We start from the raw sequence: 16741 nt of genomic DNA, 5'->3' as shown, positions 1-16741 counted from the left end.
CGAAAAGTGAATATTATGCCGTCGTATAATATCGGGGATATGGCCCGAAAGTTTCTACCTAGCTACCGTAAATGGCTTGACTACGAGGCGTTTGTATAAAGATGAGGGGAAACTTGTCTTTGTTTATAGAACGCTTCCATGTATATGCAATGGGAGCCTTTTTTATTTTTATAGATAAAAGAGGGCTAGGGAGAATTACGGCGAGTAATCATATAACGGGGGAAACGTAAGATGAAACGCTATTTTCAGTTTGATGAACTCGGCACAAATTATAAAACAGAGTTCATAGCAGGTTTAACGACATTTCTATCTATGGCTTACGTATTATTTGTCAATCCTGCTACGCTATCACTTGGAAATGTTAAAGGGTTACCAGCTGGTACAGGAATGGATCCAGGTGCAGTATTTGTTGCTACAGCATTAGCAGCGGCGATTGGTTCGTTAATTATGGGGATATTTGCGAAGTATCCGATTGCTTTAGCGCCAGGTATGGGAATAAACGCGTTCTTTGCTTATACAGCGGTGTTAACGATGGGAATTCCGTGGCAAACGGCAATTGCTGGAACATTAATGTCAGGTATTATCTTTATTATTCTTACTGCTTCAGGTATTCGTGAAAAAATCATTAATGCAATTCCAGTAGAGTTAAAGTTTGCAGTAGCGGCGGGTATCGGATTATTCATTGCCTTCCTTGGATTCCAAAATGCCGGAATTATCGTAAAAAATGATGCTGTCCTTGTTGGATTGGGGGATTTAACGAAGGGCACAACGTTGTTGGCGATTTTCGGAGTTGTTACTACAATCATCTTCATGATTAAGAAAATAAATGGTGCTGTTTTCTACGGCATGATTCTTACGGCAATCTTAGGAGTAGCAACAGGATTAATTGATACTCCGAAAGCTGTAGTGGGAGCAATACCGAGTCTAGAACCAACGTTCGGTGTGGCGTTAACTCACTTTGGAGATATTTTCACTGTTGAAATGGCGATTGTTATTATAACGTTCTTCTTTATTGATTTCTTTGATACAGCGGGTACGCTTGTAGCGGTTGCGAATCAAGCGGGATTAATGAAGAACAATAAATTACCACGTGCAGGAAAAGCATTATTTGCAGATGCGATTGCAACTGTAATTGGTGCAATTCTAGGTACATCTACTACAACGTCTTACATTGAATCGTCTGCAGGGGTAGCAGCAGGAGGACGTTCTGGATTTACAGCAGTTGTAACAGCAGGATTCTTCTTACTGGCACTTTTCTTCTCGCCACTATTAAGTGTTGTGACACCAGCTGTAACGGCACCAGCTCTAATTATTGTAGGAATCTTGATGGTTTCATCTTTAGGAGAAATTGATTGGAAGAAATTCGAGATTGCAGTACCAGCATTCTTTACTATCATTTCAATGCCACTTACGTATAGTATCGCAACAGGAATTGCAATCGGATTTATCTTCTATCCAATTACAATGGTTGTGAGCGGCCGTCGTAAAGAGATTCATCCAATTATGTATGTTATGGGAGTTTTATTCGTACTATATTTCATCTACGTTCGTAAATAAAAGGGGTTTTTTGAAAGGTCTAGACTTAAGGGGAGTCTAGACCTTTTTTGCGTCTTCAGAAAATCTTAAGGATTTCCGAGCGTTTTTCTTCAGAAGTTTTCTTATAATAGAAGTTAGGGATTAAAAAAGTGATGGGGGAGATAGTATGGCCGGGGAAACAATACTTGTCGTAGATGATGAAAAAGAAATTAGGAACCTTATTACAATTTATTTAAAGAATGAAGGATATAAAGTACTGCAAGCAGGGGACGGAGAAGAAGGGTTACGTATATTAGAAGAAAATGAAGTGCACTTAGTTGTATTAGATATTATGATGCCGAAAGTAGATGGTATTCATATGTGTATGAAAGTAAGGGAAGCGAAGGAAATGCCGATTATTATGCTATCGGCAAAAACGCAAGATATGGATAAAATTTTAGGATTAACAACAGGTGCAGATGATTACGTAACGAAACCGTTTAATCCGTTAGAGTTAATCGCAAGAATTAAATCGCAGCTACGTCGTTATATGAAAATGAATGGCTTCGCTATTCAAAATGAGGACGAGTTAGAAATAGGAGATATGGCAATAAACATTTCAACTCATAAAGTCATTGTAGAGGGAGAAGAAGTGAAGTTAACTCCAAGGGAATTTTCAATTTTAGAATTGCTAGCTCGTAATCCAGGTATGGTCTTTAGCGCTGAGCAAATTTATGAAAAAGTTTGGAACGAAAGATCTTTCCAGTCTGATAATACTGTAATGGTACATATTCGAAAAGTACGAGAAAAGATTGAGGAGAATCCAAGGAAGCCGAGATATATAAAAACAGTATGGGGAGTGGGGTATAAGATTGAAAAAGATATTTAATCCATTTACTTATATTAGGGAAGCTAGAAGGTTAGTTGGGAAACTAGTGAAGAGTGTTAAGCGGAGTATAAGAATTCAACTGATTACTACTTTTGCAGCTTGTGCGTTATTAGGAGTTTTATCATCGAAAGTAGCAGCGCCATTTTTTGAGAATGCGAATCGTGAAGCGACTATCGATTATCGGGCAGGTATGGAGCAAATTAATCAACAAGCTCAAAGTGCTGCGAATAGCTCGGTTCATGAAAATAAATTAGAAGTTATATCAAATATGATCGAAATGGAGAACCAAAGTTTAGAACAAGGATCTAGAGCTTTAAAAATATTGGTTACTGACGAAAGTGGTAAAGTTTTATATAAAACGAAGCAAGCACAAGAGGAGCAAATAGATTTACACAATACGATTCGTAATGCAGCATCCTTTGCGATTAATTATGTAAATGGTAGAAATGAATTTGAAAGTACGAGAAAAGAATTTATAGCTTTTGCCCCTATTACAATTGAAGGAAAGAATTTGTACATGTTTGTTAGTGGGATTCCGGAAGGTGAAGTAATGTATGCTACGCAAGAAGGACCGTTTCCATTTTTAATAGGTGTCCTTGTATTTATTTTCTCTTTCTTCTATATAACAAAGAGAAAGATGAAACAAATTGAGGCGATGGCAGAAGGTGTAAAAGAAATAGAAAAAGGAAACTTAGCTTATCGTATTGAGAAAAAAGGTGAGGATGAGATCGCTGCTTTAACTGAGAATATTAACAATATGGCAGAAGAGCTCATGTATAACATTGAGAAGGAGCGTAAACTCGAGAAACAAAAAAATGAACTTATTACAAATGTATCTCATGATTTGCGTACACCACTTACTTCTATTATGGGGTACTTACGATTACTTAGAGATTCTAAATATGAAAACAAAGAACAATATGATGAGTATACGAGAATTGCTTTTGCAAAATCGGAGCAGTTAAGGAATTTAATAGAAGATTTATTTGAGTATACGAAGTTAACGAATGAACAAGTTGTATTAGAAAAACAAGAAGTATGTGTAAATGAGTTGCTTGATCAATTAATAGAAGAGTTAGTACCGCAGGCAGAAGAGCACGGGCTTTCATTTGTTAAAAAATTTCCTGAAGAACGTGCGCATGCAATGATTGACTCGGAAAAGATGGTCCGTGTATTCGACAACTTGCTAATGAATGCGATTAAGTATAGTAAAGATGATGGAGAGATAAAAGTTTCTCTGCAAAGACAGCGCAGGGATATACAAATTGTTATTGCAAATCATAGTGAAGAGTTTACGAGAGAAGAGTTAGGGAACTTGTTTGAACGGTTTTATAAGAAAGATCAATCTAGAAGTAGAGTAACAGAAGGTTCGGGGCTCGGATTAGCTATTGCGAAAAGTATTGTTGAGTTGCAAGGTGGTAGTATTCGAGCTGAGTATGAGGACGGGATCGTTCAGTTCATCGTTTCATTGCCAATTATAGAAAAATAATAAATGAATAGGATTTTATGGGATAAAAAGGCTTATTTTAAAAGGAATAAGTCTTTTTATATTTTTTTAGAAAAACATATTGACGATTAGAGTTTAGAGGTGTAATATAAAACAAGTCGCCGATAGCAACAACGCAGAAAGCGACAAAAGAAATAAAAAAACTTGGTTGACATTGAAATATGAAAATGTTAACATAAGGGAGTCGCAAATGAGCGACAAACAAGTTCTTTGAAAACTGAACGAAACAAACAACGTAAACGTCAATTTTTATTTTTAGATGCTAGACAAACTAACTTTATTGGAGAGTTTGATCCTGGCTCAGGATGAACGCTGGCGGCGTGCCTAATACATGCAAGTCGAGCGAATGGATTAAGAGCTTGCTCTTATGAAGTTAGCGGCGGACGGGTGAGTAACACGTGGGTAACCTACCCATAAGACTGGGATAACTCCGGGAAACCGGGGCTAATACCGGATAATATTTTGAACTGCATAGTTCGAAATTGAAAGGCGGCTTCGGCTGTCACTTATGGATGGACCCGCGTCGCATTAGCTAGTTGGTGAGGTAACGGCTCACCAAGGCAACGATGCGTAGCCGACCTGAGAGGGTGATCGGCCACACTGGGACTGAGACACGGCCCAGACTCCTACGGGAGGCAGCAGTAGGGAATCTTCCGCAATGGACGAAAGTCTGACGGAGCAACGCCGCGTGAGTGATGAAGGCTTTCGGGTCGTAAAACTCTGTTGTTAGGGAAGAACAAGTGCTAGTTGAATAAGCTGGCACCTTGACGGTACCTAACCAGAAAGCCACGGCTAACTACGTGCCAGCAGCCGCGGTAATACGTAGGTGGCAAGCGTTATCCGGAATTATTGGGCGTAAAGCGCGCGCAGGTGGTTTCTTAAGTCTGATGTGAAAGCCCACGGCTCAACCGTGGAGGGTCATTGGAAACTGGGAGACTTGAGTGCAGAAGAGGAAAGTGGAATTCCATGTGTAGCGGTGAAATGCGTAGAGATATGGAGGAACACCAGTGGCGAAGGCGACTTTCTGGTCTGTAACTGACACTGAGGCGCGAAAGCGTGGGGAGCAAACAGGATTAGATACCCTGGTAGTCCACGCCGTAAACGATGAGTGCTAAGTGTTAGAGGGTTTCCGCCCTTTAGTGCTGAAGTTAACGCATTAAGCACTCCGCCTGGGGAGTACGGCCGCAAGGCTGAAACTCAAAGGAATTGACGGGGGCCCGCACAAGCGGTGGAGCATGTGGTTTAATTCGAAGCAACGCGAAGAACCTTACCAGGTCTTGACATCCTCTGAAAACTCTAGAGATAGAGCTTCTCCTTCGGGAGCAGAGTGACAGGTGGTGCATGGTTGTCGTCAGCTCGTGTCGTGAGATGTTGGGTTAAGTCCCGCAACGAGCGCAACCCTTGATCTTAGTTGCCATCATTAAGTTGGGCACTCTAAGGTGACTGCCGGTGACAAACCGGAGGAAGGTGGGGATGACGTCAAATCATCATGCCCCTTATGACCTGGGCTACACACGTGCTACAATGGACGGTACAAAGAGCTGCAAGACCGCGAGGTGGAGCTAATCTCATAAAACCGTTCTCAGTTCGGATTGTAGGCTGCAACTCGCCTACATGAAGCTGGAATCGCTAGTAATCGCGGATCAGCATGCCGCGGTGAATACGTTCCCGGGCCTTGTACACACCGCCCGTCACACCACGAGAGTTTGTAACACCCGAAGTCGGTGGGGTAACCTTTATGGAGCCAGCCGCCTAAGGTGGGACAGATGATTGGGGTGAAGTCGTAACAAGGTAGCCGTATCGGAAGGTGCGGCTGGATCACCTCCTTTCTATGGAGAATTGATGAACGCAGTTCATCAATAAACGTTGACTTGTTTTGTTTCGTTCAGTTTTGAGAGAACTATCTCTCAAGTTTAAATGTATGTTCTTTGAAAACTAGATAACAGTGTAGCTCATATTTTTTTAATTTTAGTTTGGTTAAGTTAGAAAGGGCGCACGGTGGATGCCTTGACACTAGGAGTCGATGAAGGACGGGACTAACGCCGATATGCTTCGGGGAGCTGTAAGTAAGCTTTGATCCGAAGATTTCCGAATGGGGAAACCCACTATACGTAATGGTATGGTATCCTTACCTGAATACATAGGGTATGGAAGACAGACCCAGGGAACTGAAACATCTAAGTACCTGGAGGAAGAGAAAGCAAATGCGATTTCCTGAGTAGCGGCGAGCGAAACGGAATCTAGCCCAAACCAAGAGGCTTGCCTCTTGGGGTTGTAGGACATTCTATACGGAGTTACAAAGGAACGAGGTAGACGAAGCGACCTGGAAAGGTCCGTCACAGAGGGTAACAACCCCGTAGTCGAAACTTCGTTCTCTCTTGAATGTATCCTGAGTACGGCGGAACACGTGAAATTCCGTCGGAATCTGGGAGGACCATCTCCCAAGGCTAAATACTCCCTAGTGATCGATAGTGAACCAGTACCGTGAGGGAAAGGTGAAAAGCACCCCGGAAGGGGAGTGAAAGAGATCCTGAAACCGTGTGCCTACAAATAGTCAGAGCCCGTTAATGGGTGATGGCGTGCCTTTTGTAGAATGAACCGGCGAGTTACGATCCCGTGCAAGGTTAAGCTGAAGAGGCGGAGCCGCAGCGAAAGCGAGTCTGAATAGGGCGTTTAGTACGTGGTCGTAGACCCGAAACCAGGTGATCTACCCATGTCCAGGGTGAAGTTCAGGTAACACTGAATGGAGGCCCGAACCCACGCACGTTGAAAAGTGCGGGGATGAGGTGTGGGTAGCGGAGAAATTCCAATCGAACCTGGAGATAGCTGGTTCTCCCCGAAATAGCTTTAGGGCTAGCCTTAAGTGTAAGAGTCTTGGAGGTAGAGCACTGATTGAACTAGGGGTCCTCATCGGATTACCGAATTCAGTCAAACTCCGAATGCCAATGACTTATCCTTAGGAGTCAGACTGCGAGTGATAAGATCCGTAGTCAAGAGGGAAACAGCCCAGATCGCCAGCTAAGGTCCCAAAGTGTGTATTAAGTGGAAAAGGATGTGGAGTTGCTTAGACAACTAGGATGTTGGCTCAGAAGCAGCCACCATTTAAAGAGTGCGTAATAGCTCACTAGTCGAGTGACTCTGCGCCGAAAATGTACCGGGGCTAAATACACCACCGAAGCTGCGAATTGATACCAATGGTATCAGTGGTAGGGGAGCGTTCTAAGTGCAGTGAAGTCAGACCGGAAGGACTGGTGGAGCGCTTAGAAGTGAGAATGCCGGTATGAGTAGCGAAAGACGGGTGAGAATCCCGTCCACCGAATGCCTAAGGTTTCCTGAGGAAGGCTCGTCCGCTCAGGGTTAGTCAGGACCTAAGCCGAGGCCGACAGGCGTAGGCGATGGACAACAGGTTGATATTCCTGTACCACCTCTTTATCGTTTGAGCAATGGAGGGACGCAGAAGGATAGAAGAAGCGTGCGATTGGTTGTGCACGTCCAAGCAGTTAGGCTGATAAGTAGGCAAATCCGCTTATCGTGAAGGCTGAGCTGTGATGGGGAAGCTCCTTATGGAGCGAAGTCTTTGATTCCCCGCTGCCAAGAAAAGCTTCTAGCGAGATAAAAGGTGCCTGTACCGCAAACCGACACAGGTAGGCGAGGAGAGAATCCTAAGGTGTGCGAGAGAACTCTGGTTAAGGAACTCGGCAAAATGACCCCGTAACTTCGGGAGAAGGGGTGCTTTCTTAACGGAAAGCCGCAGTGAATAGGCCCAAGCGACTGTTTAGCAAAAACACAGGTCTCTGCGAAGCCGTAAGGCGAAGTATAGGGGCTGACACCTGCCCGGTGCTGGAAGGTTAAGGAGAGGGGTTAGCGTAAGCGAAGCTCTGAACTGAAGCCCCAGTAAACGGCGGCCGTAACTATAACGGTCCTAAGGTAGCGAAATTCCTTGTCGGGTAAGTTCCGACCCGCACGAAAGGTGTAACGATTTGGGCACTGTCTCAACCAGAGACTCGGTGAAATTATAGTACCTGTGAAGATGCAGGTTACCCGCGACAGGACGGAAAGACCCCGTGGAGCTTTACTGTAGCCTGATATTGAATTTTGGTACAGTTTGTACAGGATAGGCGGGAGCCATTGAAACCGGAGCGCTAGCTTCGGTGGAGGCGCTGGTGGGATACCGCCCTGACTGTATTGAAATTCTAACCTACGGGTCTTATCGACCCGGGAGACAGTGTCAGGTGGGCAGTTTGACTGGGGCGGTCGCCTCCTAAAGTGTAACGGAGGCGCCCAAAGGTTCCCTCAGAATGGTTGGAAATCATTCGTAGAGTGCAAAGGCATAAGGGAGCTTGACTGCGAGACCTACAAGTCGAGCAGGGACGAAAGTCGGGCTTAGTGATCCGGTGGTTCCGCATGGAAGGGCCATCGCTCAACGGATAAAAGCTACCCCGGGGATAACAGGCTTATCTCCCCCAAGAGTCCACATCGACGGGGAGGTTTGGCACCTCGATGTCGGCTCATCGCATCCTGGGGCTGTAGTCGGTCCCAAGGGTTGGGCTGTTCGCCCATTAAAGCGGTACGCGAGCTGGGTTCAGAACGTCGTGAGACAGTTCGGTCCCTATCCGTCGTGGGCGCAGGAAATTTGAGAGGAGCTGTCCTTAGTACGAGAGGACCGGGATGGACGCACCGCTGGTGTACCAGTTGTTCTGCCAAGGGCATAGCTGGGTAGCTATGTGCGGAAGGGATAAGTGCTGAAAGCATCTAAGCATGAAGCCCCCCTCAAGATGAGATTTCCCATAGCGTAAGCTAGTAAGATCCCTGAAAGATGATCAGGTTGATAGGTTCGAGGTGGAAGCATGGTGACATGTGGAGCTGACGAATACTAATAGATCGAGGACTTAACCATATAATATGAAGCAAATGTTATCTAGTTTTGAAGGAATATACCTTCAATAGTTTGGTGATGATGGCAGAGAGGTCACACCCGTTCCCATACCGAACACGGAAGTTAAGCTCTCTAGCGCCGATGGTAGTTGGGACCTTGTCCCTGTGAGAGTAGGACGTCGCCAAGCAAGATAAAACACAAGTCTTTTGACTTGTGTTTTTTTTGTATATTTGTTTCGTTAGAAACAAGAGCGGAAATATTAGTTACTCAATCATACCAAACGGAAAATCATTTGCAGAATCATGATAAAGGCGAAGTATTTTCGCTATTTTTATTAAGCATTCATTAAACTATATGTATTTCGTCATAGGACCATTGTTGGTCATATCTTCAATATAAGAGGAAATCTCTCTTCTTTTATAATTAATTTCTAAAAAACTTGGCGCATAATTGAAGCTTCTATACTCTAAATGATTTAATGGTTTATGAATTGTATAGCTATTTTTCCTTAAAATCCTGTATACAGTAGCCCTTAACTAATAAATATTAGAGGTATTTTTGCCGGTAAATACTTCTTCTTCACTAATATACTTTTGAAAATAACTCCGTTCATAATTTCAATAATATAGATTTGTATAATTGCTTCCTTTGAGTTTGCAGTTTGCTAAATCTATTAAACAAGCCCGTCTATATAATTGTATTTTATATAGACGGGCTTGTTTAATTTTTTATTCTTATAATAGTAGCGTTTTGAGGAATGTTTTTTGTTATTAAGTATAGGGAAGTAGTACATAATCTATGGAAATGATACAGGTGCTTTTCAATTATTATGAGAACAGCTATATTATGGCTAAATATGTAGTGAGATATAGGAATGTTGAACAAGGGGCTCATTTACAATTGAAGTGTATATATGGGTATGAAATCTTCTTTGATTAGTAGTCGTAACTTCTTGAGGCATAAATTTTTGAATTCCGTAACGTCAGTGCTACAATGATTGAAAAATAAATGTTAATGAGGTGTTCATATGAAAATTGAAGTTTGGTCTGATTTTGTATGCCCGTTTTGCTATATTGGGAAGCGTAGATTAGAAATGGCCTTAGAGCAATTTCCACATAAGAAAGATGTTGAAGTTGAGTTTAAAAGTTTTGAATTAGATCAAAATGCTCCGATCTACTCTGGAACGAGTATTAATGAAGTACTTGCATCGAAGTATGGAATTAGTGTTGAAGAAGCTGATCGTAATAATATACAACTAGGCAATCATGCAGCTAGTATGGGTTTAAGTTTCAATTTTGAAGAGATGAAGCCAACAAATACTTTTGATGCACATCGTTTGGCGAAATTCGCAAAGGATCAGGGGAAGGAAAAGGAGATTACAGAAAATCTACTTTTTGCATATTTCACTGAATCGAAAAACTTAAGTGATGTGGAAACACTAGCTAATATTGCTGAAGCTTCCGGTCTAGATAGGGAAGAGGCTTTAAATATTATTCATAATAAAAATGCTTATGCCAATGAGGTTAGGATTGATGAATCAATTGCCCAACAATATAAAATTACAGGGGTACCTTATTTTATTGTCAATCAAAAGTATGCTATTTCAGGTGCACAACCACTTGAAACCTTTGTTGGTGCACTTCAGCAGGTGTGGGAAGAAGAGAATCCTAAGTCTGAACTTCAAGATCTTTCAATAAATAGTACAACAGATGATTATTGTGCAGATGGTAGCTGCTCGATACCTTCAAAGGAATAATATTTAATTCTTTCTTTCTTTCTATTATGGTGTACATAATGTAATGAGGGAATAAATTATTAATGACCTCTAACTACGGATAACCTACAGTGACTTTTATAGGTTATTCGTAGTTAGTTTATTTTTGGGGAGTTACATTCAAGTGTATTATTATTGTGCTAACGGCTTGTTGGTATAGGTAATTCATATTTTTATAAAAAACTTATTTAAAACTATTGACGATTAACATACATAGGTGTAATATAGAACAAGTCGCTGATAGTAACAACGCAGAAAGCGACAAAAGAAATAAAAAAACTTAGTTGACATTGAAATATGAAAATGTTAACATAAGGGAGTCGCAAATGAGCGGCAGACAAGTTCTTTGAAAACTGAACGAAACAAACAACGTAAACGTCAATTTTTATTTTTAGATGCTAGACAAACTAACTTTATTGGAGAGTTTGATCCTGGCTCAGGATGAACGCTGGCGGCGTGCCTAATACATGCAAGTCGAGCGAATGGATTAAGAGCTTGCTCTTATGAAGTTAGCGGCGGACGGGTGAGTAACACGTGGGTAACCTACCCATAAGACTGGGATAACTCCGGGAAACCGGGGCTAATACCGGATAATATTTTGAACTGCATAGTTCGAAATTGAAAGGCGGCTTCGGCTGTCACTTATGGATGGACCCGCGTCGCATTAGCTAGTTGGTGAGGTAACGGCTCACCAAGGCAACGATGCGTAGCCGACCTGAGAGGGTGATCGGCCACACTGGGACTGAGACACGGCCCAGACTCCTACGGGAGGCAGCAGTAGGGAATCTTCCGCAATGGACGAAAGTCTGACGGAGCAACGCCGCGTGAGTGATGAAGGCTTTCGGGTCGTAAAACTCTGTTGTTAGGGAAGAACAAGTGCTAGTTGAATAAGCTGGCACCTTGACGGTACCTAACCAGAAAGCCACGGCTAACTACGTGCCAGCAGCCGCGGTAATACGTAGGTGGCAAGCGTTATCCGGAATTATTGGGCGTAAAGCGCGCGCAGGTGGTTTCTTAAGTCTGATGTGAAAGCCCACGGCTCAACCGTGGAGGGTCATTGGAAACTGGGAGACTTGAGTGCAGAAGAGGAAAGTGGAATTCCATGTGTAGCGGTGAAATGCGTAGAGATATGGAGGAACACCAGTGGCGAAGGCGACTTTCTGGTCTGTAACTGACACTGAGGCGCGAAAGCGTGGGGAGCAAACAGGATTAGATACCCTGGTAGTCCACGCCGTAAACGATGAGTGCTAAGTGTTAGAGGGTTTCCGCCCTTTAGTGCTGAAGTTAACGCATTAAGCACTCCGCCTGGGGAGTACGGCCGCAAGGCTGAAACTCAAAGGAATTGACGGGGGCCCGCACAAGCGGTGGAGCATGTGGTTTAATTCGAAGCAACGCGAAGAACCTTACCAGGTCTTGACATCCTCTGAAAACTCTAGAGATAGAGCTTCTCCTTCGGGAGCAGAGTGACAGGTGGTGCATGGTTGTCGTCAGCTCGTGTCGTGAGATGTTGGGTTAAGTCCCGCAACGAGCGCAACCCTTGATCTTAGTTGCCATCATTAAGTTGGGCACTCTAAGGTGACTGCCGGTGACAAACCGGAGGAAGGTGGGGATGACGTCAAATCATCATGCCCCTTATGACCTGGGCTACACACGTGCTACAATGGACGGTACAAAGAGCTGCAAGACCGCGAGGTGGAGCTAATCTCATAAAACCGTTCTCAGTTCGGATTGTAGGCTGCAACTCGCCTACATGAAGCTGGAATCGCTAGTAATCGCGGATCAGCATGCCGCGGTGAATACGTTCCCGGGCCTTGTACACACCGCCCGTCACACCACGAGAGTTTGTAACACCCGAAGTCGGTGGGGTAACCTTTATGGAGCCAGCCGCCTAAGGTGGGACAGATGATTGGGGTGAAGTCGTAACAAGGTAGCCGTATCGGAAGGTGCGGCTGGATCACCTCCTTTCTATGGAGAATTGATGAACGCAGTTCATCAATAAACGTTGACTTGTTTTGTTTCGTTCAGTTTTGAGAGAACTATCTCTCAAGTTTAAATGTATGTTCTTTGAAAACTAGATAACAGTGTAGCTCATATTTTTTTAATTTTAGTTTGGTTAAGTTAGAAAGGGCGCACGGTGGATGCCTTGACACTAGGAGTCGATGAAGGACGGGACTAACGCCGATATGCTTCGGGGAGCTGTAAGTAAGCTTTGATCCGAAGATTTCCGAATGGGGAAACCCACTATACGTAATGGTATGGTATCCTTACCTGAATACATAGGGTATGGAAGACAGACCCAGGGAACTGAAACATCTAAGTACCTGGAGGAAGAGAAAGCAAATGCGATTTCCTGAGTAGCGGCGAGCGAAACGGAATCTAGCCCAAACCAAGAGGCTTGCCTCTTGGGGTTGTAGGACATTCTATACGGAGTTACAAAGGAACGAGGTAGACGAAGCGACCTGGAAAGGTCCGTCACAGAGGGTAACAACCCCGTAGTCGAAACTTCGTTCTCTCTTGAATGTATCCTGAGTACGGCGGAACACGTGAAATTCCGTCGGAATCTGGGAGGACCATCTCCCAAGGCTAAATACTCCCTAGTGATCGATAGTGAACCAGTACCGTGAGGGAAAGGTGAAAAGCACCCCGGAAGGGGAGTGAAAGAGATCCTGAAACCGTGTGCCTACAAATAGTCAGAGCCCGTTAATGGGTGATGGCGTGCCTTTTGTAGAATGAACCGGCGAGTTACGATCCCGTGCAAGGTTAAGCTGAAGAGGCGGAGCCGCAGCGAAAGCGAGTCTGAATAGGGCGTTTAGTACGTGGTCGTAGACCCGAAACCAGGTGATCTACCCATGTCCAGGGTGAAGTTCAGGTAACACTGAATGGAGGCCCGAACCCACGCACGTTGAAAAGTGCGGGGATGAGGTGTGGGTAGCGGAGAAATTCCAATCGAACCTGGAGATAGCTGGTTCTCCCCGAAATAGCTTTAGGGCTAGCCTTAAGTGTAAGAGTCTTGGAGGTAGAGCACTGATTGAACTAGGGGTCCTCATCGGATTACCGAATTCAGTCAAACTCCGAATGCCAATGACTTATCCTTAGGAGTCAGACTGCGAGTGATAAGATCCGTAGTCAAGAGGGAAACAGCCCAGATCGCCAGCTAAGGTCCCAAAGTGTGTATTAAGTGGAAAAGGATGTGGAGTTGCTTAGACAACTAGGATGTTGGCTCAGAAGCAGCCACCATTTAAAGAGTGCGTAATAGCTCACTAGTCGAGTGACTCTGCGCCGAAAATGTACCGGGGCTAAATACACCACCGAAGCTGCGAATTGATACCAATGGTATCAGTGGTAGGGGAGCGTTCTAAGTGCAGTGAAGTCAGACCGGAAGGACTGGTGGAGCGCTTAGAAGTGAGAATGCCGGTATGAGTAGCGAAAGACGGGTGAGAATCCCGTCCACCGAATGCCTAAGGTTTCCTGAGGAAGGCTCGTCCGCTCAGGGTTAGTCAGGACCTAAGCCGAGGCCGACAGGCGTAGGCGATGGACAACAGGTTGATATTCCTGTACCACCTCTTTATCGTTTGAGCAATGGAGGGACGCAGAAGGATAGAAGAAGCGTGCGATTGGTTGTGCACGTCCAAGCAGTTAGGCTGATAAGTAGGCAAATCCGCTTATCGTGAAGGCTGAGCTGTGATGGGGAAGCTCCTTATGGAGCGAAGTCTTTGATTCCCCGCTGCCAAGAAAAGCTTCTAGCGAGATAAAAGGTGCCTGTACCGCAAACCGACACAGGTAGGCGAGGAGAGAATCCTAAGGTGTGCGAGAGAACTCTGGTTAAGGAACTCGGCAAAATGACCCCGTAACTTCGGGAGAAGGGGTGCTTTCTTAACGGAAAGCCGCAGTGAATAGGCCCAAGCGACTGTTTAGCAAAAACACAGGTCTCTGCGAAGCCGTAAGGCGAAGTATAGGGGCTGACACCTGCCCGGTGCTGGAAGGTTAAGGAGAGGGGTTAGCGTAAGCGAAGCTCTGAACTGAAGCCCCAGTAAACGGCGGCCGTAACTATAACGGTCCTAAGGTAGCGAAATTCCTTGTCGGGTAAGTTCCGACCCGCACGAAAGGTGTAACGATTTGGGCACTGTCTCAACCAGAGACTCGGTGAAATTATAGTACCTGTGAAGATGCAGGTTACCCGCGACAGGACGGAAAGACCCCGTGGAGCTTTACTGTAGCCTGATATTGAATTTTGGTACAGTTTGTACAGGATAGGCGGGAGCCATTGAAACCGGAGCGCTAGCTTCGGTGGAGGCGCTGGTGGGATACCGCCCTGACTGTATTGAAATTCTAACCTACGGGTCTTATCGACCCGGGAGACAGTGTCAGGTGGGCAGTTTGACTGGGGCGGTCGCCTCCTAAAGTGTAACGGAGGCGCCCAAAGGTTCCCTCAGAATGGTTGGAAATCATTCGTAGAGTGCAAAGGCATAAGGGAGCTTGACTGCGAGACCTACAAGTCGAGCAGGGACGAAAGTCGGGCTTAGTGATCCGGTGGTTCCGCATGGAAGGGCCATCGCTCAACGGATAAAAGCTACCCCGGGGATAACAGGCTTATCTCCCCCAAGAGTCCACATCGACGGGGAGGTTTGGCACCTCGATGTCGGCTCATCGCATCCTGGGGCTGTAGTCGGTCCCAAGGGTTGGGCTGTTCGCCCATTAAAGCGGTACGCGAGCTGGGTTCAGAACGTCGTGAGACAGTTCGGTCCCTATCCGTCGTGGGCGCAGGAAATTTGAGAGGAGCTGTCCTTAGTACGAGAGGACCGGGATGGACGCACCGCTGGTGTACCAGTTGTTCTGCCAAGGGCATAGCTGGGTAGCTATGTGCGGAAGGGATAAGTGCTGAAAGCATCTAAGCATGAAGCCCCCCTCAAGATGAGATTTCCCATAGCGTAAGCTAGTAAGATCCCTGAAAGATGATCAGGTTGATAGGTTCGAGGTGGAAGCATGGTGACATGTGGAGCTGACGAATACTAATAGATCGAGGACTTAACCATATAATATGAAGCAAATGTTATCTAGTTTTGAAGGAATATACCTTCAATAGTTTGGTGATGATGGCAGAGAGGTCACACCCGTTCCCATACCGAACACGGAAGTTAAGCTCTCTAGCGCCGATGGTAGTTGGGACCTTGTCCCTGTGAGAGTAGGACGTCGCCAAGCAACTTTAAGATGAGTCAGAATGACTCGTCTTTTTTGTGTTTAATGAAATAAGCTTGTTATCTATGGTTCAAGAAACCTATTGATAACAAGCTTATTTGTTTAAAGGTAAGTGTATTTATATAAAATTGTTATTCATTATAGGCTTTACTTTGTTTCTTACATCGATAAGCTCAAAACGTTCATAAGCAAGTAGCATATTGTTTATTTGTAATAGGGGTAGCGTTAGGAAAATGCGGATTTACAACGATAAGGAAATTCCAAATTAAAAAGCCCAACTTCTCCACAAATCAAAATAGAGAAATTGAGCTTTTCAGTTACTTCATTTATTTATTGAATTCATTAACTGGAAGAAGTATTCAGGTTTATGAGTCTTATTTAGGTTATACCATGAATGTAATGCATCTGGTGTAAATACATCTATTTTTTTCAGTACCTCCATTGCAAATTCCAGAGGAGCTATTCCTGATGCAGTAACTAAATTCGCATCAGATACCGCAGATCCCAACTCATAGAACTTTTCTCCTTTATAGTTAGGACATACCATTTTAGTATATTCTAAGTTATTACTTGTATGCGTTCTAGTATCTAAGTATCCCATATTCGCGAGGCCCTCAGTTGCACCACAAATTGCAGCAACAATAGTGCCAAGCTTTAAAGCTTGGCCAATTCTTTCCAAGATAGGTTGATGAATTTCTTCACTCCAAGTAGTCCCTCCTGGTAAAATTAAAAGATCTTTACTCTCAAGAGTACATTCATCAAGGGAAATATCTGGTTTTATGCTCAGTCCTCCCATAGTAGTAATCATTTCTTTATTAGCTCCTACTGTAATTACTTTTAAAGGTGCTAAATCTTTTTTGAAATATCTTCCTGAGTTTAGTTCAGCAATTAAATATCCATATTCCCAGTCCGACATTGTATTAAATACATATAGAAAAGCTTTTTTTGTTTGCATCCAATAACACTCCAATCACAATTGATATA

The 16741-nt window shown here is 44.2% G+C and carries 5 protein-coding genes, 6 rRNA genes and 1 riboswitch; of the genes, 10 read left to right on the top strand and 1 reads right to left on the bottom strand.

From position 1 onward, the window contains the following. The first annotated feature begins 1 nt into the window (after position 1). A riboswitch (purine riboswitch) is annotated at positions 2-103 on the top strand. 128 nt (positions 104-231) lie between these two features. The 10 genes from MKX77_RS22600 to rrf (MKX77_RS22555) all read left to right on the top strand — a co-directional run bounded on the left by MKX77_RS22600 (position 232) and on the right by rrf (MKX77_RS22555) (position 15760). Then, positions 232-1557 (top strand): NCS2 family permease, encoded by a 1326-nt coding sequence (locus MKX77_RS22600; protein WP_002091603.1) that lies wholly within the window; start codon positions 232-234, stop codon positions 1555-1557. A 145-nt stretch (positions 1558-1702) separates the two neighbouring features. Continuing rightward, complete coding sequence (locus MKX77_RS22595) at positions 1703-2404, top strand: response regulator transcription factor (RefSeq protein ID WP_215555033.1); 702 nt, start codon at positions 1703-1705, stop codon at positions 2402-2404. After that, positions 2388-3893 (top strand): sensor histidine kinase, encoded by a 1506-nt coding sequence (locus MKX77_RS22590; RefSeq protein WP_341307856.1) that lies wholly within the window; start codon positions 2388-2390, stop codon positions 3891-3893. Before MKX77_RS22595 ends, MKX77_RS22590 begins: the two co-directional genes overlap by 17 nt. 295 nt (positions 3894-4188) lie before the next feature. Then, a 16S ribosomal RNA gene (locus MKX77_RS22585) occupies positions 4189-5740 on the top strand. Between the two features lie 146 nt (positions 5741-5886). Then, positions 5887-8808, top strand: a 23S ribosomal RNA gene (locus MKX77_RS22580). 50 nt (positions 8809-8858) lie between these two features. Next, positions 8859-8974: ribosomal RNA gene (rrf, locus tag MKX77_RS22575) — 5S ribosomal RNA — on the top strand. 840 nt (positions 8975-9814) lie between these two features. Continuing rightward, complete coding sequence (locus MKX77_RS22570; protein WP_341307855.1) at positions 9815-10543, top strand: DsbA family oxidoreductase; 729 nt, start codon at positions 9815-9817, stop codon at positions 10541-10543. Positions 10544-10974: 431 nt separating this feature from the next. Further along, positions 10975-12526: ribosomal RNA gene (locus MKX77_RS22565) — 16S ribosomal RNA — on the top strand. 146 nt (positions 12527-12672) lie between these two features. Further along, positions 12673-15594, top strand: a 23S ribosomal RNA gene (locus MKX77_RS22560). 50 nt (positions 15595-15644) lie between these two features. After that, a 5S ribosomal RNA gene (gene rrf, locus MKX77_RS22555) occupies positions 15645-15760 on the top strand. The 16S, 23S and 5S rRNA genes sit together here, the layout of an rRNA operon. Positions 15761-16079: 319 nt before the next feature. Here the strand turns inward: rrf (MKX77_RS22555) and MKX77_RS22550 are convergent. Next, positions 16080-16712, bottom strand: coding sequence for a type 1 glutamine amidotransferase family protein (locus MKX77_RS22550; RefSeq protein ID WP_341307854.1), 633 nt, complete (start codon positions 16710-16712; stop codon positions 16080-16082). Between the last annotated feature and the right edge of the window lie 29 nt (positions 16713-16741).

It is taken from the genome of Bacillus sp. FSL R9-9410, assembly GCF_038050385.1.
GTDB lineage: Bacteria > Bacillota > Bacilli > Bacillales > Bacillaceae_G > Bacillus_A > Bacillus_A cereus_U.
This window is presented reverse-complemented; position numbering and strand designations above follow the sequence as displayed.

Excerpts from the sequence above, each read along its gene's own strand:
- MKX77_RS22600 (WP_002091603.1), top strand. The coding sequence starts at position 232 with ATGAAACGCTATTTTCAGTTTGATGAACTCGGCACAAATTATAAAACA.
- MKX77_RS22595 (WP_215555033.1), top strand. The coding sequence starts at position 1,703 with ATGGCCGGGGAAACAATACTTGTCGTAGATGATGAAAAAGAAATTAGG.
- MKX77_RS22570 (WP_341307855.1), top strand. The coding sequence starts at position 9,815 with ATGAAAATTGAAGTTTGGTCTGATTTTGTATGCCCGTTTTGCTATATT.
- MKX77_RS22550 (WP_341307854.1), bottom strand. The coding sequence starts at position 16,712 with ATGCAAACAAAAAAAGCTTTTCTATATGTATTTAATACAATGTCGGAC.